22 protein-coding genes, 1 pseudogene and 1 riboswitch are annotated in these 24654 nt (G+C 50.8%); of the genes and pseudogenes, 17 read left to right on the top strand and 6 right to left on the bottom strand.

Features of this window, described 5'->3' with window-relative positions:
• The first annotated feature begins 35 nt into the window (after positions 1 to 35).
• Together NNL35_RS28430 and NNL35_RS28425 are read left to right on the top strand one after the other, a co-directional pair.
• Positions 36 to 257 (top strand): hypothetical protein, encoded by a 222-nt coding sequence (locus tag NNL35_RS28430; RefSeq protein WP_040731188.1) that lies wholly within the window; start codon positions 36 to 38, stop codon positions 255 to 257.
• 111 nt (positions 258 to 368) lie between these two features.
• Positions 369 to 875 (top strand): YbaK/EbsC family protein, encoded by a 507-nt coding sequence (locus NNL35_RS28425; RefSeq protein ID WP_337999302.1) that lies wholly within the window; start codon positions 369 to 371, stop codon positions 873 to 875.
• Between the two features lie 126 nt (positions 876 to 1001).
• On the opposite strand, the gene NNL35_RS28420 is transcribed toward NNL35_RS28425, so the two are convergent.
• Both NNL35_RS28420 and mgtE read right to left on the bottom strand, forming a co-directional pair.
• Positions 1002 to 2972, bottom strand: coding sequence for an ABC-F family ATP-binding cassette domain-containing protein (locus NNL35_RS28420; RefSeq protein WP_006676830.1), 1971 nt, complete (start codon positions 2970 to 2972; stop codon positions 1002 to 1004).
• Positions 2973 to 3270: 298 nt separating this feature from the next.
• Entirely contained in the window at positions 3271 to 4617 is a 1347-nt protein-coding gene (mgtE, locus tag NNL35_RS28415; protein WP_006676831.1) for a magnesium transporter, read from the bottom strand.
• 369 nt (positions 4618 to 4986) lie between these two features.
• A riboswitch (M-box (ykoK) riboswitch) is annotated at positions 4987 to 5161 on the bottom strand.
• Between the two features lie 185 nt (positions 5162 to 5346).
• Here mgtE and ftsW point away from each other — a divergent pair.
• The 8 genes from ftsW (at position 5347) to groL (ending at position 12894) form a co-directional block, all read left to right on the top strand.
• Positions 5347 to 6456 (top strand): putative lipid II flippase FtsW, encoded by a 1110-nt coding sequence (gene ftsW, locus NNL35_RS28410; RefSeq protein WP_006676832.1) that lies wholly within the window; start codon positions 5347 to 5349, stop codon positions 6454 to 6456.
• Between the two features lie 43 nt (positions 6457 to 6499).
• The gene (locus NNL35_RS28405; RefSeq protein WP_040731221.1) at positions 6500 to 7648 is read left to right on the top strand and encodes an FtsW/RodA/SpoVE family cell cycle protein; all 1149 of its coding nucleotides are present in this window, start codon (positions 6500 to 6502) and stop codon (positions 7646 to 7648) included.
• Positions 7649 to 7947: 299 nt separating this feature from the next.
• Positions 7948 to 8634: a 5-formyltetrahydrofolate cyclo-ligase gene (locus NNL35_RS28400; protein ID WP_006676834.1), complete on the top strand. Its 687-nt coding sequence runs from the start codon at positions 7948 to 7950 to the stop codon at positions 8632 to 8634.
• Positions 8635 to 8743: 109 nt separating this feature from the next.
• Positions 8744 to 9235: a MogA/MoaB family molybdenum cofactor biosynthesis protein gene (locus NNL35_RS28395; protein WP_006676835.1), complete on the top strand. Its 492-nt coding sequence runs from the start codon at positions 8744 to 8746 to the stop codon at positions 9233 to 9235.
• 111 nt (positions 9236 to 9346) lie between these two features.
• Positions 9347 to 9619, top strand: coding sequence for a twin-arginine translocase TatA/TatE family subunit (tatA, locus tag NNL35_RS28390; RefSeq protein WP_006676836.1), 273 nt, complete (start codon positions 9347 to 9349; stop codon positions 9617 to 9619).
• Between the two features lie 71 nt (positions 9620 to 9690).
• Positions 9691 to 10473 carry a twin-arginine translocase subunit TatC gene (gene tatC / locus NNL35_RS28385; protein WP_006676837.1) on the top strand — a complete coding sequence of 261 codons (783 nt, stop codon included), beginning with the start codon at positions 9691 to 9693 and terminating at the stop codon, positions 10471 to 10473.
• Between the two features lie 390 nt (positions 10474 to 10863).
• A complete protein-coding gene (groES, locus tag NNL35_RS28380; protein WP_006676838.1) occupies positions 10864 to 11145 on the top strand; it encodes a co-chaperone GroES in 282 nt (93 codons plus the stop codon).
• Positions 11146 to 11265: 120 nt separating this feature from the next.
• The gene (gene groL, locus NNL35_RS28375; protein WP_006676839.1) at positions 11266 to 12894 is read left to right on the top strand and encodes a chaperonin GroEL; all 1629 of its coding nucleotides are present in this window, start codon (positions 11266 to 11268) and stop codon (positions 12892 to 12894) included.
• 574 nt (positions 12895 to 13468) lie between these two features.
• On the opposite strand, the gene NNL35_RS28370 is transcribed toward groL, so the two are convergent.
• Positions 13469 to 13909, bottom strand: coding sequence for a hypothetical protein (locus tag NNL35_RS28370; protein WP_040731193.1), 441 nt, complete (start codon positions 13907 to 13909; stop codon positions 13469 to 13471).
• Between the two features lie 185 nt (positions 13910 to 14094).
• Here NNL35_RS28370 and NNL35_RS30770 point away from each other — a divergent pair.
• Positions 14095 to 14337, top strand: a pseudogene (locus NNL35_RS30770) (transposase); the annotation flags it as partial.
• Positions 14338 to 14549: 212 nt separating this feature from the next.
• Here the strand turns inward: NNL35_RS30770 and NNL35_RS28360 are convergent.
• From NNL35_RS28360 to NNL35_RS28350, 3 genes are all read right to left on the bottom strand, one after another.
• The gene (locus NNL35_RS28360) at positions 14550 to 14765 is read right to left on the bottom strand and encodes a hypothetical protein (RefSeq protein WP_254553932.1); all 216 of its coding nucleotides are present in this window, start codon (positions 14763 to 14765) and stop codon (positions 14550 to 14552) included.
• Between the two features lie 362 nt (positions 14766 to 15127).
• Positions 15128 to 17182 (bottom strand): methyl-accepting chemotaxis protein, encoded by a 2055-nt coding sequence (locus tag NNL35_RS28355; RefSeq protein WP_006676843.1) that lies wholly within the window; start codon positions 17180 to 17182, stop codon positions 15128 to 15130.
• Positions 17183 to 17859: 677 nt separating this feature from the next.
• The gene (locus NNL35_RS28350) at positions 17860 to 19350 is read right to left on the bottom strand and encodes a peptide MFS transporter (protein WP_006676844.1); all 1491 of its coding nucleotides are present in this window, start codon (positions 19348 to 19350) and stop codon (positions 17860 to 17862) included.
• Positions 19351 to 19837: 487 nt separating this feature from the next.
• Between NNL35_RS28350 and NNL35_RS28345 the strand changes: the two genes are divergently transcribed.
• The 6 genes from NNL35_RS28345 to NNL35_RS28325 all read left to right on the top strand — a co-directional run bounded on the left by NNL35_RS28345 (position 19838) and on the right by NNL35_RS28325 (position 24624).
• Positions 19838 to 20107 (top strand): AbrB/MazE/SpoVT family DNA-binding domain-containing protein, encoded by a 270-nt coding sequence (locus tag NNL35_RS28345; RefSeq protein ID WP_238535330.1) that lies wholly within the window; start codon positions 19838 to 19840, stop codon positions 20105 to 20107.
• Entirely contained in the window at positions 20104 to 20439 is a 336-nt protein-coding gene (locus tag NNL35_RS28340; RefSeq protein ID WP_006676846.1) for a type II toxin-antitoxin system PemK/MazF family toxin, read from the top strand. The genes NNL35_RS28345 and NNL35_RS28340 overlap by 4 nt, the downstream gene beginning before the upstream one ends.
• Before the next feature lie 182 nt (positions 20440 to 20621).
• The gene (locus NNL35_RS30765) at positions 20622 to 20747 is read left to right on the top strand and encodes an LPXTG cell wall anchor domain-containing protein (protein ID WP_420798528.1); all 126 of its coding nucleotides are present in this window, start codon (positions 20622 to 20624) and stop codon (positions 20745 to 20747) included.
• 283 nt (positions 20748 to 21030) lie between these two features.
• Positions 21031 to 21708 carry an N-acetylmuramoyl-L-alanine amidase gene (locus NNL35_RS28335; RefSeq protein ID WP_006676847.1) on the top strand — a complete coding sequence of 226 codons (678 nt, stop codon included), beginning with the start codon at positions 21031 to 21033 and terminating at the stop codon, positions 21706 to 21708.
• A gap of 218 nt (positions 21709 to 21926) precedes the next feature.
• Positions 21927 to 23285 carry an FAD-dependent oxidoreductase gene (locus tag NNL35_RS28330; RefSeq protein ID WP_006676848.1) on the top strand — a complete coding sequence of 453 codons (1359 nt, stop codon included), beginning with the start codon at positions 21927 to 21929 and terminating at the stop codon, positions 23283 to 23285.
• 46 nt (positions 23286 to 23331) lie between these two features.
• On the top strand, positions 23332 to 24624 hold the full coding sequence (locus NNL35_RS28325) for a citrate transporter (RefSeq protein WP_202947080.1): 1293 nt from the start codon (positions 23332 to 23334) through the stop codon (positions 24622 to 24624).
• The last annotated feature ends 30 nt before the right edge of the window (positions 24625 to 24654 follow it).

Here is a 24654-nt window from a genome sequence, read left to right as displayed (position 1 = left end):
GATGTGGACAAAGTTATCCACATATCCTGTTGAAAATGGGGATAAAACGCTTACTCCCCTTTGGTACCAAGGTCTGTATCCAGGTGAAAAAGAGGACAGATTTTTCAAGATATGCCCTGTTGGTTGTGGATAATGTGGATAAAACAGTGGATAATGCTGGTGATTCCACGAAAACCATTGGTATGACAGCGAAAAATGAATATGAAGCATGGGATCAGCAGCCGATCGTTCAGTCGCGAGCTGTGTATAACTTGTGATTTACGAGTGCGTGGAGAGTTCCGGGGTTCATCACATGAAAACGGGCAGCCGCCGCGGCTCGCGAGGCAAGATGACAGAGGAATAAAACGCGCTATTGATTTCAGCGGCAGATTGGGTTCGAAGCAGGAGGGATCTTCACAATGGAAAAAATCAATGATCGGGTTCAAGCGGTGCAGGACAAATTGGAGGAGCTTGGCTTCGCCAATCGGGTCGTCGTCCTTCCGGACAGCGCACGCACGGCCCAGGAAGCGGCAGAGGCGATCGGGTGCGAGGTCGCGCAGATCGCGAAGTCCATCATCTTCCGGATGAAGCAGTCAGAGAAGCCGCTGCTGGTGGTCGCTAGCGGAACGAACCGCATTAACGAGAAGCGGATCGGACAGGAGATCGGCGAGAAGCTGGGCAAAGCCGACGCCGGCTTCGTGCGCGAGCACACGGGATTCGTCATCGGAGGCATCCCGCCCATCGGGCATAAGGAGCCGATAGTGACGCTAATCGATGAAGATTTGCTTCCGTATGCGGAGATATGGGCTGCAGCGGGACATCCGCACGCCGTCTTTCCGCTCACGCCGCAGGAGCTGATCGGGATGACGAGCGGGCGGGTGATGCCGGTCGTCTAGGCGGCAGCGGCGCCGTGTAAACGCCAGCCGTCTCATGACAAGGGCCGCCCTCAGAGTCCGAACAGACCCCGGGGCGGCCCCTTGTTCTTGGGATAGGCGGGCATGCAGATGGACGCGCTTCTGCTTCTAGGCTTCCATCAGCTGCTCCCATTCGGCGTATACCGCGTTCAATGCTTCCTTGTCTTCCTCGAGCTGCGTCTGGATCGCTTGGACGCGGACATAGTCGTTATAGACGTCCGGCTCGGCAAGCTCCAGCTCGCGCTCCGCGATCGCCGCTTCCAGCGCGGCAATCTGCGTCTCCAATTGCTCCAGCTTCCGCTGGCGCGCACGCTCCTCGCGCTTGGCCTGCTTGTCGGCCTCATACGCCTCCGCCGCGCTCAAGCCCGCATCGGCCGCACTGTCCGCCGCGGCGCTGCCCTGGAACGCGGCCGGCTTGCTTGGCGCCGGCTGCAGCGAGGCGCGAATCGCTTCGTCTTCGGCAAGCTCCTGCTTTTTGGCCATATAGTCGTCATAATTGCCGAGATACGGGTGCGTTCCGTCCGCATCCAGCTCGATGATGCGCTCCGCCATCTTGTTCAGGAAGTAGCGGTCATGGGAAATGAACAGCAGTGTGCCTTCATAGTCGTACAGCGCCGATTCCAGCACTTCCTTGCTGAACAGATCGAGGTGGTTGGTCGGCTCGTCGAGAATCAGCACGTTCGCCTGCTGCAGCATCAGCTTGGCCAGGGCGACGCGCGCCTTTTCCCCGCCGCTCAGGGAAGCGACCTTCTTCGTCACATCATCCCCGCTGAACAGGAAGTTCCCCAATACGGTCCGTATCCGCACCTCTTCCAGATGAGGATAGGCGCTCCATACCTCTTCGAGCACCGTATGGTTCGGATTCAGCGTCGATTGCTCTTGATCATAGTAACCGATCGAGACATTGGTGCCCCAGCGGACGCTTCCTTCGCGAAGGGGATGCTTGTCGATCAGCACCTTCAGCAAGGTCGACTTGCCGATTCCGTTCGGACCGATAAGGGCGACCATCTCGCCGCGCTTCAGATCGAATTCGGCATGGCGGAACAATGGCTCCGCGGCGTCATAGCCTGCGGAGAGCTGCTGCACATGCAGCACGTCTTTGCCGCTCTGTCTCGTCGTCTCGAAGCGGAAATGCGCCTTCTTCAGCTCGCCGGCCGGCTTATCCAGCCGCTCCATTTTCTCCAGCGTCTTGCGCCGGCTCTGCGCCCGCTTCGTCGTCGAAGCGCGCACGAGGTTGCGCTGGACGAAATCCTCCAGCCGGGCGATCTCGTCCTGCTGCTTCTCATACAGCTTCATCTGCTGCTCGTACTCGGCCGCTTTTAATTCCATATACTTCGTATAATTGCCGGTGTAGCGCTTCGCCTGATGCCGCTCGATCTCGATAATGGTGGTGACCATCGCATCCAGGAAATAACGGTCGTGAGACACGACCAGCACCGCTCCCGGATAGGAGCGAAGATAATTCTCGAGCCAAGTCAGCGTATGGATGTCCAGATGGTTCGTCGGCTCGTCCAGCAGCAGCAGATCCGGCTGCTGCAGCAGAATGCGGGCCAAGGCCAGCCGGGTCTTCTGGCCGCCGCTCAGCGTATGAATGGGCGTGCCCGGGTCCATCTGGCCGAAGCCCATCCCGTGAAGAATGCTCCGCACCCGCGTCTCCATCTCATAACCGCCCTGCATGCGGAACCATTCCGAGCGTTCGGCGTACCTGCGCAATACCGCTTCATGGCGGGCGGAGTCGGCGGCGGTCTCCGGGTCGGCAATCTCATGCTCGAGCTGTCTCAGCTCCTGTTCCGCTTCCACTAATGGGGCGAATACGAGCATCATCTCGTCCCAGATGGAGCGGTCGGACTGCAGTCCGCTGTTCTGGGCCAGGTAACCGATGCGTGTTTCTTTGGCTTTATAAATGGTCCCGCTGTCTGGGGACATCTCTCCGGCGATGAGCTGCAGGAGCGTCGATTTGCCGGCCCCGTTCACGCCGACCAGCCCAATCCGCTCGCGCTCCAGAATCTGCAGCGTAATATTCGACAATACGGGAGTTATCCCGTAACTCTTGCTCATGCCGTTCACTTGAAGCAGCATAGGGGTATCTCCTCCGTTAATAACAAGCTATTTTCATATAAGGATTCAAAAATAATGAAAGTATCTGTTCGGCCTGACACATTTTCTATTCTCGCCGATCGCGGGAAATTTGTCTAATCATTCTGGCCGTGAACCGATTGATACCCCATGATTGGGAAAGGCTTCGGATTCGGAAGCCACAACGGGAGGAGGATACGCATAACGAGAGCCCCATCCCGGGAGAGGATGGGGCTTTCATTTGGAGCGGTAAGCGATAATGGCGATCACGAGAAGATGCAATCGATTGGAGTGGTTCCAATCATAGATTCAGCATCAGCTTAGCCAAAGAGAAGTAGATGATAAGTCCGGTGCCATCCACCAAGGTGGTGATAAACGGGCCCGAGACGACGGCCGGATCGACTCTGAGCTTGTGGAGCACCAGAGGCAGCACAGCGGCGATGAGGGAGGCCCAGATCACGATAAAAATAGCCGTGACGGCGACGACGCTTCCGATATCAAAACCGACCCCCAGTATCTGGGCGCGAATAAAGGTTGCTACCCCCATACAAAGTCCCAGAATTAATCCCGTGGACACCTCTTTACGGATGACTCTGAATATATTCTTCGGCTTCACTTCCCCGAGCGCCAGGGCGCGAACCAGCGTTGTTACGGTCTGTGTTCCCGTATTCCCGCCCGTGCCGACTAACAAGGGGATGAAGAAAGCGAGCGCAATCACTTCCGAGAGCGTGTCTTCGAAGTGACGCAGTACATTCCCCGTATAGGCTTCGGCTACAAATAAGATGAGCAGCCATCCGATCCGCTTGCGGAACAGCTTCCAAAAGGAATTTTTAAAATACGGCACTTCTAAAGGCTGGCTTCCGCCCATCTTCTGAAAATCTTCCGTCGCTTCTTCATGGATAACGTCAATTAAATCATCGACCGTGATAATCCCGATCATTCGCTGTTCATCGGTGATTACAGGCAGAGCCACCAGATCATAGTTGGATAAAATCGTCGCCACTTCCTGCTGGTTCATGCGAGCAGAAACCGACACGAAATCCTTGAGCATGATATCCTCTAGTCTGGAATCGGCTTTGGCCAGGATAGCTTGCTTCAGCGAGACGATCCCTACCAGCTTGCCGTTATTATCGAGCACATAAAAGTAAGAGACCATTTCCGCATCTTGCCCGACTTTGCGGACGTGCTGCAGCGTATGCTCCACCGTCCAATAATTCCGCACCGCAATATAATCTACGGTAGCCAGGCTTCCCGCCGACTCTGGAGGGTATTGCATCAGAGAGCTGATTTTCTCCCGGTAATCGGCAGGCAGAAGCTCCGATAACGTTGCAGCTTGGTGGGGATGTATGGCTAGCAGCAGATCGGCCACTTTATCACTGGACATCTCATTAAGCAGTAAAGCTGCTGTCTCCTTGGTCCCGCGGTCTAAAATTCGATACTGCAACTCGGGATCGACATATTCCAAAATCTCTGCCCCGAGGGCAATGGGAAGCTCGGCAATAAATCGAATTTGCTCGTTTTCCTCAAGCTCAATTAACATTTCGGCTAAGTCATAAGGTTGGTACCGGGCCAGAAACTCGGTAAGGGCATCCTGCTTTTGTTCGGCCAATCTATCTTTCAAGTCTTGAATCATCCATTTTTGAACCATAATGATTTCCTCCTATTCGCAAACATCCTTCCACACATGGTTACTTATTATCCATTCGGAAACAGACACAAAAAAGCCCTCCCTGCACATAGGAAGAGCTTGTAGTTCCTGTTCTCGTTTACACTCACTGCTTGCATCTATGCATACTTAAATACACCTGCCCTGATACCAGGCAGCATGCGAATCACAGTATGAATAACAGTTAAGGGTAAAGAGAACCTCGTTCTCCCTCTTCACAAGATTATGAACTTGATTCGATGACGGAATACTGGAACTACTATCCATTGAGTGTTCTCCCCCCTTTGCAGAATAAAATAAAAACCCTCCAGGAGTCCTAGAGGGTGTGATGAATGCACGCAAATATAACATTCCCGCGCCCCCTAGTTGAGTTTTAGCACTATGCAACGTAAAGAGAAGCCTTCTTCTCTTAGCCACCTTAAGAAAAGCCTTAATCCGGCAATTCCTGTTCTACCCATGGGCATCTTTCGATATTTCTGGGCAGTGGCCTATGTTTGCATAGGAGCCTCACCTAACAAGGTCTTTATGACATGTTAAACCTTAACACCGTCCTTTTGATTTTGTCAAGCTCTGGGGAGCAACTTTAACCTTTTCATAACCTCTTTTGGGTGATGAGTCAATACACTTGAGTAGTGTCGCAGGAACAGCGAGAGGCATAGATGACAATCATTTTAACGTTTTCATTTTGCAGGATGCACGAGGTGAGTTCTTTTGAAGCAAACGATAAAAGGCCGTCCGGATTTTTTGCTGCTTTTTGTGACCTTGCTGCTGGTCATGTTCGGATTGGCGATGATATACAGTGCCAGCTCGGCCGTTGTCAGCCTGAAGTATGAGAATCCGTCCTATTATGCGTCGAAGCAAATGTTGTTCGCTCTCATCGGCCTTGCCGCTATGTTTGTTCTCATGAACATTCCCTTTCGCAAATGGAGCAAGGCCGCCCCCTTCTTGCTGTTGTTCTCGATCGTGCTGCTTGTGCTCGTTCCTTATTTCGGCATCAAGGTGAATGGCGCAACAAGATGGTTCAACGTCGGCGGCATGCGGTTCCAGCCGACGGAATTCGCCAAGCTGTCCTTGATCATCTATTTGTCGCATCTAATCAGCAAAAAAGGAGAACGGATTCGCGTCTTCGTTGGGGGATTGCTGCCCATTCTGATGGTCATTGGGACGATGCTGCTTCTTATTATGCTGCAGCCGGATTTTGGCTCGGTGATGATCATTTCGATTATATCCATGACCATTATTATTATCGGCGGGGCGAATATGCGTCATATTGCGATGCTGAGCGGGGGACTTGGAGTGCTGTTGGTCTTTCTTGCCTTCAGCCGCAGCTATCGCTATCAGCGGATTATTTCGTTTTTGAATCCGTTTGATGATCCGGAAGGGTCCGGCTACCAATTGATTCAATCTTTAATCGCGCTGGCTCACGGGGGGATGACCGGAACGGGATACGGCCAAAGCGTGCAGAAGCTGTTCTATTTGCCGGAAGCGCACACCGATTTTATTTTTGCCATCATCGGAGAAGAATTCGGTTTTGTCGGCGGGTTATTGCTTTTGTTTTGCTTTTTTCTTTTCTTCTGGCGCGGCCTGATGGCAGCTCTTCGCAGTGATGAGCCCTTCGGGATTATGCTCGGAACGGGCATTATTACTATGATATTCGCCCAATTCGCGTTCAACCTGGGGGCGGTAACCGGGGCGATGCCGATCAAGGGCGTGCCGCTTCCGTTCATCAGCTATGGCGGCTCTTCTCTCTTGTTGTGCATGGCCAGTACCGGAATTCTGTTAAATATTTCTCGTGATAATGATCGGAGACAGCGCGAATAGGCATGCCTTCCTACACAACCTACGAACTAGAGGTACTCACATGATGTTTTATATTCGCAAGCTGACAAAATTGGACAAGCCGACACTTCTGCTGCTGCTGGGTCTTATGATTCTCGGGACGGTAGCCGTGCATGAAGCTACTTCCGGCACGAATCTCGATGGCTTGTACAAGTATAGCATTGTCTTTTTCGTTCTCTTCCTTATCCCCATGCTGCTGATAGCGTTGCTCGACTACTCTGTATTTACGGGCGCCGTATCTTATATTTTGTATGGAATCGGGCTTGCTCTGCTTGTGATCGTGATGTTCACCGGAGAAAATATTAACGGAGCGGTACGGTGGATAAGAATCGGCAGCTTCCAGCTTCAGCCCTCCGAATTGGTTAAGATAGCTGCCGTGCTCGTCACATGCAATCTGCTGCAAAAGCGGTCCGGCAATAAGCTTCGGTTCATTCAGGATTTGCTGCCGATTGGCGCCGTGTTCTTCGTTCCGGCATTCATCATTATGAAGCAGCCGGATTTGGGCACTGCGCTCGTGTTCGTCGGCGTCCTGCCCGTCATGCTGTGGATGGGCAACATTCGCGTCTTGCATATGCTGCTGCTGCTCGCGTCGATGGCTTTGCCGGTCGGGGGCGTCTGCTGGCTGTATTTTGCGAATTATGATATCCTGGCCAACCTGTTGAAGCCCCATCAATTATCGAGAATCGAGACGTTTCTTGAACCAGGTCTAGATCCTGATAAATCGTGGCATGTCAATAACGCCATGAACGCGATCGGATCGGGTCAGATGAGCGGAAATTCCGGCTTCTACGTTGATCGCGGTTACATTCCGTATGCGTATTCGGATTCCATCTATGTGGTCATTGGCGAGAAATTCGGATTTATCGGCTCTGCTGTCCTGCTGCTATTGTTTTATTTGCTTATTTTCCGCATGCTGTATATCGCCAGGGAGAGCCGGGATCTGGCGGGCTCCTATCTCGTTGTCGGACTTGCCGGCATGCTGCTGTTCCAAATCTTCGTTAACATCGGCATGCATATCGGCCTCATGCCGTTGACCGGCATATCGCTTCCGTTCATCAGTTACGGAGGCAGCTCCTTGCTGGCGAATATGCTGTGCATCGGGCTGGTGCTGAGCGTCCATATCCATAAGGACGACATTGCCATGGCGGCAGACACTGACGGCAATAGGAGTTAGATAAGGGCGCGCTTGATTAGGGATAATCGAACATCGCCAGTCATCCCTCTGCGCGCTGCGCAGGGGTTTTCGAATTGGTTGAGATTATGGCTTCTATTCGTGCCAAAGAATCGCTAAGAACGTGCGCCATGGCGTTTGCTGCGTAAAAATGGGCCGGATGGTGGCGCTAACGGGGGAAGGATGGTAAACTAAGGTTGAAAATAATGAAAAATGAATGAAAATGTGAGTACATACCTATATAGATTGCCCTGCGGAATTCCGATACCACTTCAGGGCGGATATCGAAGGGGGCGGTAACGGTGACGGCAGCGGAGGAGAAGCGAATGCTTCGTCTGCAATATAAGGCGCGCAGGAAGGCGGTCGACCGGCAGGAGCGGGAGGCCAGCAGCGAGGCCGTATGCCGGCGGGCTTACCCATTCATGAAAGCGCTGCGAGAGCGGCATGCCCGTCCCTTGCATTTATGCGCCTATTTTCCTTTTGGCAATGAGCTGGATATTACCGCCTTGCTGCTTGCTTGCCGGAAGCAGGGCGATGTCGTCTATCTTCCGCGCACGGATGCGGCTTCGCGGACGATGTCGCTCCACCCGTGGACAGAACATACGGTATTCACGAGCGGCACCTTCGGCTTGCAGGAGCCGGGACCCGATGCGGAACGGCTGGATCCGGAGCATTGGGACAAGCTGGACGCGATTCTCGTCCCCGGCATCGCCTACGATCGGCAGGGCGGACGGCTCGGGCTGGGCGCCGGATATTATGACCGGTTCTGGCATGCCTATCTGGAAGCGCTGGACCGTGTGCCGCTTGACCGGAGACGCGATCCCGCCGTGCGGCTGGCCTGTATCTATTCCTGGCAGCTGGCGGAGCGCGTGCCGATGGAAGCGCATGACATCGCCGTCGAGTGGCTGATTACCGAGGATGAGATTATTGCTTGCGCAGCCGATACAGATCTGCTAACCGCGAAGAACGGATGCCGCAAGCGCGAGTAAGTGTGGATAGAATGACATCGCATGCGGAAGAAGGATAGACATCCTTCCTGCGCGTGCCAGTATATTGAAGAAGGCCGGTTATGCCGGCTAGGCGGGAGGAGGAGCCCTGATGCGCTGGAAAGTAGCAATATTGACGGCGAGCGACAAAGGTTCTCGGGGAGAGCGCGAGGATACGAGCGCCCAGGTCATTCGGGAACTCGTCGAAGAAGAACTGCATGGTGAGATTGTGGAATACCGGATTGTGCCGGATGAGATGAATGAGATTTCCGCATCGCTCATCGAGATGGCCGATTATTTTCAGGCCCATTTGATTATTACGACGGGCGGAATCGGCATGGCGGAGCGGGACGTGACGCCGGAAGCGACGCTCAAGGTCGTCGATCGGCTCGTGCCCGGAATGGCGGAAGCGATGCGCTTCGCTTCGATGCAGAAGCAGCGCCGGGCGATGCTGAACCGCGGCGTGTGCGGAGTGAGGGGACAGACGCTTATCATCAATCTTCCCGGCGACCCGAAGGGCGTGCATGAGAATCTGCTGCCGATTATGGATCAGATTCCGCATGCGCTCGCCGTGCTGAACGGTGAGTATAAGGGCGCGGAATAGAACGCTTCATAATTGTTACAGATTATTTGGTATATTACGGATGGCGCGTATGATATGATGTAGATCACAAGCACTCTATTCTAGGATCTGCAGAAAGGAGAAATTTTTGCTATGTTCAACGGCATTGGCGTCTCGGGAATACTTCTGCTCTTGGTCATTGCGCTATTATTGTTCGGACCGAATAAGCTGCCTGAATTGGGACGGGCCTTCGGCCGCACCCTGCGGGAATTCAAGGAAGGCGCACGCGATATTATGGGGGATGAGCCGAGCGCGAAGCCTGCTCGCCAGGAAATTCAGACGGTTGACGTAGAACCGGCTGGTCAGGAGCCGGCCAAGGCTTCCGGCGAATCGAACAGCGCGAATCAGCGCCGCCTCCCTGAGTAACGGGAGCACTCTCTGTTATTTTCAGCGGGCCGGGCCCGCCTTTTACCATGGAAGGAACAGGTTGGTGAGGCATGTCGAATGTAACGGAAGAACAAATGACGCTGGTCGAGCACATTACGGAGCTTCGCAAACGTGTCGTCTATATCATCCTTGTCCTGGTCATCGGCCTGGTGGCAGGGCTCCTCGTCGCTGATCCGATATACGAATATTTGCGCAATACGGAGCCGGCCAATCAGATGCCGCTTCACGGCTTCTCGCTATGGGACGGGATCGGGATATACATGAAGTTCGCCTTCATTATTGCATTGGCTGTGACGCTCCCGTTTGCGATGTACCAGCTGTGGGCTTTTGTCAGCCCTGGGCTCCGGGAAATAGAACGGCGTGCTGCCCTTCGGTACGTCCCTTTTGTATTTGTGCTGTTTTTGCTTGGGCTGTCCTTTGCCTATTTCGTCGTCTTTCCGATGGCGTTTTCTTTTACGTCGGGCATTAACAAGCATATGAACCTGACCGAGACCTACGGCATTACGCAGTATTTTTCGTTCATGTTCAATCTGCTGGTCCCGATCTCTCTGCTCTTCGAGCTGCCGGTTGTCATTATGTTCCTGACCCGGATTCGGCTGTTGAACCCGCTGAGATTGCGGAAAATGCGGCGGATTGCTTACTTTGTCTTGATTTTGCTCGGGACGATGCTGTCTCCGCCGGATATCGTCTCGGACTTGCTCGTGGCGATACCGCTCCTCATTCTATATGAGATCAGCGTATTCATGTCTTCGCTCGTCTATCGGAAGCAGTTGCTGGAGCAAGAGGCATGGGAGAAGGAATTTGAGGAAGGCGCCGATACGACGGCGGTCTGATTATGAAGTCAGTTATGCAGGTGTAACAGGTTCGCATGGAGCGTTCATCTTGTTGTGCCTGCATTTTTTGTGCCCGGCGGACGAATGCGGGCGCTCGGCGTGCAACGGGGCCAATCCACGGGCGGGATGGAATGTTATGAGCCTTATTGGATAAAATGGGTAAGGTGCCCTCGCGGAAACGCCGGATCGGAAAAATAATTTTTTCACGCGAAACCCTCTTGCAATGTAAACCCAAAATCAGTATCATAGAAATTGGTTATTAGCACTAAGCATCATCGAGTGCTAACACCAGGCGAATGCTTCGTTTTTGAGGATTCTACCGCTGCCTGTCCGTCAGGCGCCGGGGAATTCTTCACCTTATAAACTCTTGTTCAAAGGAGGCTATTTTTCATGATCAAACCATTAGGTGAGCGCGTATTGATCGAACCAATCGCGAAGGAAGAAACTACAGCTTTCGGTATCGTTCTGCCGGATACGGCGAAGGAGAAGCCGCAAGAAGGCAAGGTTATCGCGGTAGGTAACGGGGTATGGAAAGACGGTCAACGTGTGCCGCTCGATCTGAAAGAAGGAGACCGCGTTATTTTCTCCAAATATGCCGGTACTGAAGTGAAGTATGAAGGCAAAGAGTATTTGATTATGAAAGAAAGCGACGTTCACGCTGTTATCGGCTAATCGGCCCGGCGGAACAGCCTTACCGACATAAGTACGCTCGAGTCTTTCCGGAATGGAAGACTCCCAGACGGACATATATGTACGCCGTATCATTCTGAATGAATTGAGGAGGGTTTCACGATGGCAAAAGAAATCAAGTTCTCGGAAGACGCACGCCGTTCCATGCTTCGCGGAGTTGACGCTCTGGCTAACGCGGTGAAAGTGACACTTGGACCGAAAGGCCGCAACGTCGTATTGGAGAAGAAATTCGGTGCTCCGCTTATCACGAACGACGGTGTGACGATTGCGAAGGAAATCGAACTGGAAGACGCTTTTGAAAACATGGGCGCTCAACTGGTTAAAGAAGTAGCTACCAAAACAAACGACGTTGCCGGCGACGGTACGACGACCGCTACGGTTCTGGCTCAAGCGATGATTCGCGAAGGCTTGAAGAACGTTACGGCTGGCGCGAATCCGATGGTCGTTCGCAAAGGGATCGAGAAAGCAGTGAAAGCTGCAGTCGAAGATCTGAAGAAAATTGCGAAGCCAATCGAGAACAAGCAAAGCATCGCTCAAGTTGCTGCCATCTCTGCCGATGACGAAGAAGTCGGCGCATTGATCGCAGAAGCAATGGAGAAAGTCGGCAATGACGGCGTAATTACGGTTGAGGAATCCAAAGGCTTCAACACCGAGCTTGAAGTTGTTGAAGGTATGCAATTCGACCGCGGTTATGTATCTCCATACATGATCACGGATACCGACAAGATGGAAGCTATCCTCGATAACGCATATATCTTGATCACAGACAAGAAGGTTTCCAACATTCAAGAAATCCTTCCTGTTCTTGAGAAAGTCGTTCAACAAGGCAAGCAGCTCCTGATCATCGCTGAAGATGTGGAAGGCGAAGCTCAAGCAACCCTGATCGTGAATAAGCTTCGCGGCACATTCACTTGCGTAGCCGTTAAGGCTCCAGGCTTCGGCGATCGCCGCAAAGCGATGCTGCAAGATATCGCTGCATTGACTGGCGGTCAAGTGATCACGGAAGAGCTCGGACTTGAATTGAAATCGACTACGATCGAGCAATTGGGTACAGCACGTCAAATCCGTGTTACGAAAGAAAATACTATCATCGTTGACGGTGCAGGCGCAAAAGAAGATATCAATGCTCGCATCAAGCAAATCCGTACACAACTCGAAGAAACGACTTCCGAGTTCGACAAAGAGAAGCTGCAAGAGCGTCTGGCTAAATTGGCAGGCGGCGTAGCGGTAATCAAAGTCGGCGCTGCGACGGAAACCGAATTGAAAGAGCGCAAGCTCCGCATCGAAGATGCTCTGAACGCGACTCGCGCAGCCGTGGAAGAAGGCATCGTTGCCGGCGGCGGTACGGCATTGATGAATGTATACCAATCGGTAGCGGCCGTTCAATCTACTGGCGACGAATTGACTGGTGTCAACATCGTTCTTCGCGCGCTGGAAGCTCCGGTTCGCTCGATTGCGGACAACGCAGGCCAAGAAGGCTCCATCATCGTTGAGCGCCTGAAGAAAGAAGCGACAGGTATTGGCTACAACGCCGCAACAGACGAGTGGGTCAACATGATCGAAGCGGGTATCGTCGACCCTGCGAAGGTTACTCGTTCCGCACTGCAAAACGCTGCTTCCGTAGCTGCTATGTTCTTGACGACCGAAGCGGTTGTCGCTGACAAGCCGGAACCAGAAAAGCCAGCAATGCCTGATATGGGCGGCATGGGCGGAATGGGCGGCATGATGTAATCCATCGCCCGCAAAGCTTGATATAGCAAGGAAAAAGGCTCCCGAGTGGAGCCTTTTTCTATAAAAAAATCACATTTAGATCACATTTTTTGTAGTATGATATCCTCTATGTCGTTTTTTCTTCAAAATTCCATTGGATACGTAGATTTATTTTTTGGATATACGGGCAACCGTTAGAGTTTGCTAGGGGCTTTGCCCTAGAAATGCTTAGTCCACATAAACCAAGGAGCTTGAAGCGTTGGAGATTTACGCCGCCCATGGCTTGAAGCTATGTTTTTTTGAACAGGACGACATTGTTTATGTAATATTGAAATATAGAAAAAAATTACATAAATCTGATACTTGGTATGGCATTAGGATGGCTTGTTGGATATTTTTTTGTGCTAGGAATGCGTACAATTCAAAATTCACTTACTTCCTATTTTAATTTTGAAATGGGTGAAAAAACGATCGTCCTTGCTTCAATAGCTTTCTTCGGCATACTAGCCCGTTGTGTAACCGGGCGGCGAAAGGATATATCTCCCTAATTATCCGCGAGAAACCAACACAACTCAAAAAGGGATGTATGATCCGATTATTGCTTTAATCTTACTAATTCTTCTTGGGATACAAAAAATTTTGTTATTGGCGCAATAGCCTCGGCCCACTCTTTAAATGCGTCAGGAGTAACTATAATGTTAGGAGTATGTGTCTGCCAAACTGCATATCCTGCTAAATTCTTTAATGCGTCATCAGGAATTGTTTCATTCCAAATGTCTTCTCGACTTGGATCCCCTATGTAAATGCCATTGACACCATACGCGTGGGTATCAGTCGCATGAAGGATGTTACCAGAAGCATCTGTAAGAAAAACAACAACAGACCCAGTAAATCCTTCCCAATGATCAGAAGTCCAGGTTTTTGTAGTAGCATCAATTCTTGCGTTTGCTGAAATTGTAAATCTTGTCTCCATTGCTCTTTGGTTTCCTAATTCATCGTGCTTAGAACCATGAACGGGAAAAGAAAGCATTTTCATCAACCTTTCCTTAAAATTTTCTCGATATTAATGTTCACCAAATGAAAGAATAAAATTCTGTATTATTCATCCAAATTCGTTGAAGCTGCGCCGCAGCATTGAGGAATTTGGGTATCGTTAAGCTCATCGTCTGGAACGAGCGAACCGGGAACATGGTTGGCTGGGCGACACATGAGGCTGCAGCCTGCAAAAAGGCAAAAAGGAATTGGGAAATCCGGGTAAACATGAAGTATCTCCGTTATAAGCAAGAAGCGCGAAAAAAGCTGCGAAGTGAAGAAGGATATGCCCTGTCGGTTCGAAGAATGATAGAACCGGAAAGTGTATTTGGGCAAATGAAAAACAAAAGAGGATTCAGACGCTTCCTGCTCCGAGGCCTGTCTACAGTAAGCCTCGAGGTCGGGTGGCTTTCCCTTGCCCAAGATTTGCTAGTGGACAGTGATGAAGCAAAGAGGTCGAGTACGGTAACAAATGTAAACCCTAACTCGACCTTTTTGAATCTTACGGTCATCTCAAGGGTAGTAAAAAACTACTTATGGGATGGCCCCTTTTCTTTTTCTGATACATCAAATATTTTTAGATGTAATTCTGTTTACACCGGAAAAGTGCGAGCGGATTAGAAAACAGGAGCCCGGAGGGTTTATTAGGAACGCGCGCGCGTCACCTGATATGGTGGAAACGATTCATTAACCTCCCATGACTCGACAATACGCCGGGCGGTGGGGAAATCATATCCTCTTCCCATCAAATAAGAGATGGCGGTAACCTCATACATTGAATGAGTTACTGATGTGTACTTCATTTCATATAAACCGTACTTAACGACCGGTGAAATGGTGCCAAGAACATAATCCTTCATAGTGTGAACGTTCATTTTCTTCTCCCTTCACAGTTTGATTATTGTGTTATAGGTATTTATCACAATCACATGTTATTCATCCCCATATATGAACGACCCGGTCAAATGTCTATTGTAGGCTTCGCTCAAAATAAAGCCCCTGGAAGCAGTCAGTAAGTCACTTCTTGCCGGATAAGGGATTGTGAATGAATGCGCGAATATTGGCGGAAAGCGAGGAAGGGGCGGCATGATGTAATCCATCGCCCCCAGAGCTTGATATAGCAAGGGAAAAGGCTCCCGAATGGAGCCTTTTTTGCTGGAAAATCACGTATAGAGATGGCCTGGAGCAAGAGGTTTGATCCCTGCTTCGATTTATTTTGCCATTAGATTTTGTAGCGGCTCATCATTTGGCTCAACGTCTGTGCCATTTGATTAAGCTGCTCCGCATTTTTCATCAAGGTGGACATATCGAGCAGCTGCTGATCCGTGAACTTCACGAGTGTCGTGGCATGCTCCGCGTTCTTCTCGGCGATGTGCGCGATTTCATTAACAGATGCAAGCACTTCTTCGGAGCCGGCGGACATTTCTTCCGTCACGGCCGACGTGTCTTGAATTTGGCCCGCCATATCGGTAATTTCCGATAAGATGTGTTGAATCAGTTTTCCGGAGTTTTGTACTTTGTAAATGCCATCGGCCACGCTTTCCCGAACGTCATCCATCGACTCGACGGCCTTGTAGGCATCATTTCTCGCTTCTTCGATCAGGTCGGCGATTTCGCGCGCGGAATCCGCCGAGCGTTCTGCCAGCTTCCTTACCTCATGGGCAACGACGGCAAAGCCTTGACCATGCTCCCCGGCGCGAGCGGCTTCAATGGAGGCATTAAGGGCAAGCAAGTTTGTCTGTGTTGCGATTTGGGTGATGGCATCGACGATAGAGGCCATCTGTTCCGAGCGCTCGCCCAGATTTTGAACCAGGACCCCCGAATTACGTACCGATTCATCAATCGCGTTCATCTGCTGTACCGCTTCCTGCAGCAGCATGTTGCCATTCTTCGCCTGCTCGGACGTATCCATCGACGTCTCGGATATGCTGGTTGTGCTCTCCGCGATGCGCTGAATGCCGATGGCCATCTCTTCCATCGCCTTGGAACCTTCTTCTGTGCCCCGCATCTGCGTCTCGGCGCCGCTTGCGACAATCTTAACGATAGATCCGACTTCTTGAATCTGTTCCGTGCTCGCTGCCGTGTGGGCAGACAACTCCTCTGAAGAGGCTGCCAATGTAGTTGCGGCGCCGCGTATTTCTCCAACCAGATGGCGAATGGATGATTGCATCGTCTGCAACGATTGTCCTAAGACGCCGATTTCATCCTTTTTCTGCTGGATATAAGCAGGGACCTCGCCCGTGAAATCGCCTGAGCTAATCGCTTTCAGATTGGTGACGACAGTCTGAAGCGGCTTCGTAATGTTTGATGCAAGCGCCAGTGCCAGCAGTACGGCCAAGATAGCGCATATCGAGCTGGTAATAATATTGATCTTCCCAATTTTGTTGGCTTCTTGCGTCAATTCGTTTTTTTCAACGACAGATAGGTATTTCCAACCGGTTTGCTGTGACGTATATAAATTGGTCATGTAGTCTGTGCCATCCATCTGTATCTCCAAATGATCTGAAGTCTTTTCTTTGATGTCGGCAAATTCCGGCACGCCGATATCCGCAATATTTTTAGAGATTAGCTCCGGTTTGCGAGGATGGGCCAGAATCGTTCCGTCATGGGAGAGCAGAATGACATAGCCTGTCGTCTTGATTTTGATGCTGTCGAGCTGCTCGGCCAGTTTGCTCAAGCTCATGTTAAGTCCGATTACGCCCAGCGGCTTGTTATTGCCGTTGTTGACGGCGGTGACGCTGCTCATTCTCAAAGCGCCGCTAACCGCATCCGCATACGGTTCAGACATCGTGACTTGGTCGGGATTCGCTAACCCATCGGTGTACCAAGGCCGGGTGCGCGGGTCATATTGGGCGGCCACTTCTTCTTCAGGCCATTGCACGTAGCCGCCGTCAACAGTTCCCAAAAACACGGAAGACGTGTTTGGATGTGTTTTGGCAAAACGCTCTAATTCTTTATAAATTTCGGTTTCAATGCCGCCGTTTTTGGAAGGTGTTGCCTTTCTGTTTTGTGAATGGTTCATATATGAGGTGATGGTGTCATCGGCTTTGCTGACGATTGGGCTGGTAGCCAAGAGCTGGACATTTTCTTTCACCGTTTCGAAATAAAGAGACATTCGGCCGTCCACCTGCGAGACTTCATTTGTTGTAGATGTCACGAAATTATCGGTTATTTCCTTTACCATACTATTTTGCACAATCACGCCAATCAAAGAAATAGGAATGAGAATCGTCACTAAAAAGGATAGAATCAGTTTCAGTTTAATGCTTTTTAACATAGAGCCCCTCCTCTAAGATGTTTGTAGTAGTAGTGAATTTTCCAATGAAATTCGACAACAAACAGTAAAATTCGACATGAGTACTTTATCGTCCAAAAAAAGGGGCTTATTAATACTTATGTCGGATGTGGGCAGGAAAAATGTATTGGGTTTTGCAAGGAGCTTAGGCCTCTAGTCTTGAGGGCCAGAGTAATTGCTGGGTCAAATGGGAGGTGGGATATGAAGAGGCGCATATGTAGATTTGTAGTTCGAATGATGACAGGCGGCAAGTCACTCTAAGGGCCGTATAGGCATGACTAACTCAATAAGGGAGCGGATTGTCCGTGATGGACGAGAAGAGGAGCGGGCCATAGCGAGTACTACTTCATTTGTGGTCTGGTCAGTGTCATTGCACCTGTCCCATAGTGACATTATCTTTATCAAAGAATAACAATATGCGATAAACGTTTGGGTTGAAGAAATATCAAAAACATGGTAGACTTATCACAGAATCGTCAAGTTCATTAGATCGCCATATTTGGGACGCCATATACAGCTTCATTGAGTCTGGGTGTTCGATGCGAGCACGCCCAAGACCGCCAGAAGAATGTCACTTTCTGACGGCCATGAGCTGCGAGTACATATGTTGTCATTCCTAGTAGACAAGGAACCTGGCTGTGTCATTAGAGGTGGTCTGCTTATTTTACCCCTTTCATATAGCCTTGAATCTTTGGGGACAGCAGGTAGAGCAGAAGACTCAGCACTAGGGCTGCCCCTCCAATCACACCAAAGTAAAGCATCTCGGTTTCTGGGGTATAGAACTTTACGATCTGAGCATTAATGGCTTGAGCTGCGGCATTCGATAAGAACCATAAGCTCATGGTCTGGGCCGTGAAGGCAGCGGGCGCTAGCTTCGTAGTAGCCGAGAGGCCTACTGGCGACAAGCATAACTCACCGAGTACAACGACGAAGTAGCTGAGCACGAGCCACAATGGATTGACGAGCGAAGCGGCTCCGCCGAAGTAAGCCGGCAGCAGAATGATCAAAAAGGACAAACCGGCAAACAATAAGCCCAGTGAGAATTTTTGCGGTATGGTCGGCTGGCGATTTCCGAGCTTAACCCACAACCAAGCGAATACAGGTGCTAGTAGAATAATAAAGAGCGGATTCAGGGACTGGAACCAGGCGGGTGAAATATGGATACCTGCGAATTCCAATTGGGTACGCTTGTCTGCATAGTTGGCTAGAATCGTGGACCCTTGCTCCTGAATTGCCCAGAACATAATCGAAGCAATGAACAAAGGAATGTACGCAATAATTCGTGAACGCTCGACGGGCGTTGTTTTTGGACTACGATACATAATAATAAAGTACAGGGTGGGAATCAGGATGCCTAGAATCCCAACCAGCTTGATAAAGGTATCGAAGGTAAGAATACCAAAGGCAATCGCAGCCACGATCAAGGCGGCCAAAATAACGATACCCACACCTATAATAGTAAACACCTTTTTCTTTTCAGCGGGTGAAAGCGGGTTGACCACAATCGTACCGGCAAGACCTAGATTTTTGGATCGGGTTACCAAATAAACGACCAATCCTATGAACATCCCGATTGCGGCAAGACCAAAACCAAGATGGAAATTATTCATCCCGACGGTCCCTACAACTAGAGGAGAAAGGAACCCTCCAAGGTTAATCCCCATATAAAAAATGCTAAAGCCCGCATCTCGGCGGTTATCCTGTTCGCTGTAAATTTCCCCTACTAAACTGGATGCATTGGGTTTCAAAAGACCGGTCCCTAACACAATCAAGATCATGGATACAAAGAATAGCGAAGCATTCCCCGGTACAGCCAGCACGATATGACCGAGCATAATCAAGATACCGCCATAGAAAACGGCTCTCGACGTACCTAAAATCCGGTCAGCCATCCAGCCACCGATGATTCCCGACATATACACGAGTGATCCATAGATGGACATAATGGCAAGCGCGGTGTTCTCCGGAAACCCGAGTCCGCCCCGCGACACTTCATAGTACATAAAGAATACAAGAATGGCCCTCATTCCATAATAGGAAAATCGCTCCCAGAACTCAGTGAAAAAGAGGGTAAACAAGCCTTTGGGATGCCCGAAAAATCCCTTTTGCGGAACACTCTCTATAATCTTCTTTCTGTCATTACTCGGCATAGCAGTTCTCCTTTAATAAAATAATCCTTTAACGTAATGAAGCTAATATTTTTTTTTATTATAATACCCTAATTAGTTAGACTGCAATCTTTTCGAAGTGACAATATAAGACAATTAACCATTTTCATTGTCTGTGATACTGTTACTTGGTGAACACACTTCGGCCTTACCAGGTGAACTATGCTTAGCTATATTGTTAAGCGTTTACAAATATAACTGGAAAATTAAGTATAAAAAAGATGTAGGCCAACCCAGAAGCTTCTGGCTGGCCTATTCATATGAAAAGAGCCACTGAGGGAATCATTGCCTTCGAACTGATTAATCGAACCAATCGTCAATATGGCATAAAAGGTTTGACTCTCCGTCTCTGCAAACTTGTTCGATTGCAGACCAGTTGGAAGTATCAAATGTAAGATTATTGTATATCATATTTTCGCGAGGGGCTGAGGTATAATTGGATCATAAGAAGGAGAAGGACGTGATTCTCATGACGACTGCAACGCTCCGTAAATGGGGCAACAGTAGTGCTGTCCGTATTCCGAACCAAATTGTTAAACGTCTTAATCTGGAAGAAGGCGCGGAAATTGAGCTTATCGTAACTCCGGAAAATGATTTATTGCTTCGCCCTATGAAAAAAGCGCAAGAATCGAACGAGGAGTTGCGCGCTCATTTGAAATTGCTTCTTGCAAAAATTAAGCCAGATTCGCCTCGTCATGACGAAGTGGATGTAGGAATTGAAGGAGACGAAATGATTTGACGGTTCCAGGACGTGGCGATTTAGTTTGGCTTAACTTTGATGCGCAAGCCGGATATGAACAGGCAGGCCGGCGGCCCGCCATTGTGCTGTCCGAAGCCGATTTTAATGAAGTGACCGGCTTTGCGGTTGTATGTCCGATTACAAGCCAAGTTACAAATTATCCTTTTGAGGTTCCCCTTCCGGAAGGATTTCCATTTACAGGGGTTGTCCTTACCGATCAATTGAAAAGCCTCGATGTAAAAAATCGCAGAATGAAAATCGTGGCGAATATTCATGTAGAATCAGAATGTATGAAAGCTGTGCTTCGCAATGCCCGGTCTATCCTGGCTTAGGGCTACCCTATTGAAGGCAAGCGTTAAGATTCTCATGTGACTATATTTACATGCCAGATATAAACGATTATTAGTTGTCATAGGAAATTCGATAATCAGGATGATAGCGAAAACAGGGCTTATCTTTACGGAGAGAAATTTTCTCTACAGGTAAGCTCTTTTTGGTTGCTTCCTTACATCAAATGGAGCGAAAATTGCCGCAGACCGGTGAGGAAGCACCTGCTTTCCCGATTATAAGCTGGCTCTTATGTGCCGCCGGCGTTGCGTTGTGGTACGTACGGAAAAGAAACAAGCGAGACGGAGCATAACACTATTTTTTTCAGCCGCGAAGGATAGATTCCTAGGCGGTTTTTGCTATGTTTGCAATGCTCATCGAGAAGGGGAGGTATTGGAGGAAGCTGGATATATATTTTCCATCTTAATAAACAAGCTTTTGGCACGGGACATATGCAATCGGCGCATTCTATCTTTTCGTCATAGAATTTACTATGGAAGATAGAAGCTGAACATCATAGCGATGAAGTCACTCTTTCTATCGCAATCGGATTTGTTTTCTTCCAGAAAAATTTTGCTGAAGAGAGCTGATGAAAAGTGACTATCGAAATCAAGCAGCGATTGCTTCCCGACGGGCGGCCGAACAAGCCGAGCCGACCGATGACGCCGCAATATATTACCGTTCACAATACGGATAATACCGCTCCCGGGGCTACGGCCGAAGCGCATAGCCGTTATATATTGAACGGAAGCGGCGGAACGCAGACAAGCTGGCATTACACGGTAGATGACCATGAGATCTACCAGAGTCTGCGGGATAATGAGCAGGGCTGGCACGCCGGCGACGGCAGCGGCCCCGGAAACGCGTCATCCATCGGCGTCGAGGTCTGCATGTACCAGGGAATGGACGAGCCGTTGGCATGGCAGCGGGCCGCGGAGCTAATCGCTCTGCTGGCCAAGCGGCACGGCATCGGGCTGAACGCTATCGTACCGCACCGCCACTGGAGCGGGAAGGCGTGCCCGTCCCGTATTCTCCCGCGGTGGCAGGAGTTTATGCAATTGGTAGAAAAGGCAATGAAGGCAAGCGATAAGCCGGTTCCACCCGATATCATCGGCCACTGGGCAGAAGCCTCTATCAGAGCAGTGATCGAGGCCGGAATTATGGTGGGGCGGGACTCTGGAAATTTCGAACCGAATCAGCCTATCACCCGCGCCGAGGTGGCTGTGGTCGCTGAGCGGCTATTGAGACGTATTGCAAATAACCCTGGAGAATGAGGCAATGCCCATAACAGATCGCCGGAGCACAAGCTTCGGTGATTTTTTTGCCTTTTATGCGGTAAATCACAGATTCAGAACACTCGGAAAATAATAAACATAATTTTCGGATATATAGAAAATTATTTTCCTGAAAGCATTTACAATTAACTTTTTGTCTGATAGGCTATGGGTAAGCAGCAATCATACATCACTTAATCAGAAGGAGCGAGGACGGTATGGGGAACAGGCTGAAGTATGATGTGGTGGTCATGGGCGGCGGCATATCGGGAGCGATGGCTGCCGTTGCGGCATCCAGCTTGGGGGCGAAGACCCTGATTGTGGAGTCGCACGGATTTCTGGGCGGGACGCTTACCGCGAATGGGGTAGGCCCGATGATGACCTTCCATGCGGGAGAGAAGCTTGCTATTCAAGGGTTTACGGATCAGTTGATTGAACGGCTGAAGAAGCAGGGCAAGTCGCCGGGACATATTTTCGATACGGTCGGCTTCACGTATTCGGTTACCCCGTTCGATGCCGAAGCGATGAAGCATGAGCTGGAGCTGATGGTCACCGAGAGCGGTGGGGAGATTCTGTACCATACGATGCTGGCCGGCGTGAAGACCGAGGGCGGACGAATCGTCAGCATAACGGTATGCAACAAATCCGGTCTGAGCGATATCGAGGCGTCCGTGTTCATCGACGGGACGGGCGACGGCGATTTGTCCGTCGGCGCGGGAGCCGAGTTCACCAAGGGCAGGGAATCCGACGGGGCCATGCAGCCGATGACGTTGAAGATGAAGATGTACAACGTTGATATTCCGAAGGTAAAACAATATATTCACGCCCACCCGGAAGACTTTCCTCTGTATCAGGGCGACACGTCCATTATCGAGAAGGCGCCGCGCTTGTCGGTAGGCGGGTTCGACAGCCTGTTCAAGCTGGCGAAGGAGAGGGGCGAGATCTCGATCCAGCGGGAAAATGTGCTGTTCTTCGAGACGAATAACCCTGGTGAGGTCATTATGAATACGACCCGGATTCTCGGTCATGACCCGACAGATGCATTCAGTCTGAGCAAGGCGGAGATGGAAGGCCGGAAGCAGTGCCGCGAGCTGGAACTGTTCGTGCGAAAATATATTCCGGGCTTCGAGCATGCGGTCGTGGAATCGACCGGCCCGAGTATCGGCGTTCGGGGATCCCGCCAGATTAAGGGCGTGTATACGCTGACGGCCGAGGATCTGCTGGAGCAGCGGATGTTCGAGGATACGATCGCGCATTCCGGTTATCCGATCGATATCCATAGTCCGGACGGCGAAGGAACGAAGCATCAGAAGCTGGAATGGGGAGGCATGTATAGCATTCCTTACTCCTGCATGATCACGGATTCCGTGCAGAACCTGATCGTCATCGGCAGATGCATTTCGGCCACCTTCGAAGCGCAGGCAGCGATGCGGACGACGCCGACGACGGGGGCGATCGGCCATGCCGGCGGCGTAGCCGCTGCGGTAGCCGCCAAGAACGGCATTCGCGTGCAGGATGTGAACATCAAGGAAGTGCAATCCGTACTCAAAGCACAAGGCGCTTATTTAGAAATATAGATGAACCTGAGCATGATAAGAACTTGATTCGAGAGGGGAAATCATCGTGACATCGTTAATGTGGGTTCAAGCCATCGGCATTTTACTTGTCTTTCTTGTGTTCGTCGGGTTAATGATGACCCGGAAGCTTCCGACTATTCTCGCCCTGCCCTTGATGGCGATTCTGTTCGCCGTCATCGCTGGCGTGCCGTGGATGTCGAACGATCCCGAGGCGACCACGATTGCCAAGACGATTCTGTCATCCGGCTCGATGCGCCTGTCCGGCGCCATCGCAGGCTTGATATTCGGGGCCTGGTTCGGGCAAATCTTGAATAAAGTCGGCATTACCAAGTCGATTATCCGGAAAGCGGCCGAGCTTGCAGGCGACAAGCCGGTGCTGATCGCGGTCTTGTTTTTCGCAACCGCGTCGATTATTTTCTCGGCGGCCGGAGGCCTGGGCATGGTCATCCTGGTCGGTACGATCGTTATTCCGATTATGCTGACGGCGGGCATTTCCCAGTTCGTCGCCTCTATCGTCGTCATTTCCGCCGTCGGCGTCGGCGCGCTGTTCAACGTCTCCAACTGGGCCGTCTATGTCGATGTGCTCGGCCTCTCGGTTCAGACGATTGCGGATTATACGCTCGTCGCCGCGCTGCCGCTCATTCTCGTATCGTTGGCGATGATTATTTTCTACATCCGGCGGGACGGCAAGGGCCGCAAAGCATGGGCGATGCCGACGGCTTCCGGTGGAGAAGGCAAAAAAGTGCCTGCCTTTGCGCTCATTAGCCCGCTTGTGCCGGTCATTCTCGTCTTTGCGTTCAAGCTCGACATCGTGCCGGCGGTGGTCATCGGCGCGTTAGTTACGATACTGCTGACTTGGCCGAAGCGGCCGATTCATGTCCTGTCCAGCGCGTTGGTGGAAGGGATTCAGGACGTCGCCGGCGCGATGGCGCTCATGATTGGCATCGGCATTCTGTTGAATTCCGTCATGGCGCCGCAGGTATCGGCGCTGATCAGCCCGTTGATTGAAGCGGTGCTGCCGACCAGCCCGCTGATGTACATTCTGTTCTTCACGCTGCTGTCTCCGCTCGCCATCTACCGCGGGCCGCTGAACGTATGGGGACTGGGCAGCGGCATTGCTGCCCTGTTCGTCTCGGCGGGCATGACTCCGGTCGCGGCGATGCTGGCGCTGCGCGTCGTCAGCAACGTGCAGGCCGTATCCGACCCGACCAACTCGCATAATGTGTGGGTCGCGGATTTTACGAAGAGCGACATTAACGATATTTTGAAAAAGACGCTTCCTTGGATGATGGTCGCGGTGCTGATTTCGATGGTATTCGGGTCTTTCATGGTCTTTTAGATGAAGAGAGAATCAGGGCGGAGACTTGCG

Source organism: Paenibacillus dendritiformis, from assembly GCF_945605565.1.
GTDB lineage: Bacteria > Bacillota > Bacilli > Paenibacillales > Paenibacillaceae > Paenibacillus_B > Paenibacillus_B dendritiformis_A.
This window is presented reverse-complemented; position numbering and strand designations above follow the sequence as displayed.

Coding starts and splice junctions, on each gene's coding strand:
- NNL35_RS28405 (WP_040731221.1), top strand. CDS start 6,500: ATGTTTTATATTCGCAAGCTGACAAAATTGGACAAGCCGACACTTCTG.
- NNL35_RS28420 (WP_006676830.1), bottom strand. CDS start 2,972: ATGCTGCTTCAAGTGAACGGCATGAGCAAGAGTTACGGGATAACTCCC.
- tatA (WP_006676836.1), top strand. CDS start 9,347: ATGTTCAACGGCATTGGCGTCTCGGGAATACTTCTGCTCTTGGTCATT.
- tatC (WP_006676837.1), top strand. CDS start 9,691: ATGTCGAATGTAACGGAAGAACAAATGACGCTGGTCGAGCACATTACG.
- NNL35_RS28330 (WP_006676848.1), top strand. CDS start 21,927: ATGGGGAACAGGCTGAAGTATGATGTGGTGGTCATGGGCGGCGGCATA.
- NNL35_RS28360 (WP_254553932.1), bottom strand. CDS start 14,765: ATGAAGGATTATGTTCTTGGCACCATTTCACCGGTCGTTAAGTACGGT.
- NNL35_RS28345 (WP_238535330.1), top strand. CDS start 19,838: ATGACGACTGCAACGCTCCGTAAATGGGGCAACAGTAGTGCTGTCCGT.
- NNL35_RS28395 (WP_006676835.1), top strand. CDS start 8,744: ATGCGCTGGAAAGTAGCAATATTGACGGCGAGCGACAAAGGTTCTCGG.
- NNL35_RS28370 (WP_040731193.1), bottom strand. CDS start 13,909: ATGAAAATGCTTTCTTTTCCCGTTCATGGTTCTAAGCACGATGAATTA.
- NNL35_RS28350 (WP_006676844.1), bottom strand. CDS start 19,350: ATGCCGAGTAATGACAGAAAGAAGATTATAGAGAGTGTTCCGCAAAAG.
- NNL35_RS28430 (WP_040731188.1), top strand. CDS start 36: ATGGGGATAAAACGCTTACTCCCCTTTGGTACCAAGGTCTGTATCCAG.
- groL (WP_006676839.1), top strand. CDS start 11,266: ATGGCAAAAGAAATCAAGTTCTCGGAAGACGCACGCCGTTCCATGCTT.
- NNL35_RS28355 (WP_006676843.1), bottom strand. CDS start 17,182: ATGTTAAAAAGCATTAAACTGAAACTGATTCTATCCTTTTTAGTGACG.
- groES (WP_006676838.1), top strand. CDS start 10,864: ATGATCAAACCATTAGGTGAGCGCGTATTGATCGAACCAATCGCGAAG.
- NNL35_RS30765 (WP_420798528.1), top strand. CDS start 20,622: ATGGAGCGAAAATTGCCGCAGACCGGTGAGGAAGCACCTGCTTTCCCG.
- mgtE (WP_006676831.1), bottom strand. CDS start 4,617: ATGGTTCAAAAATGGATGATTCAAGACTTGAAAGATAGATTGGCCGAA.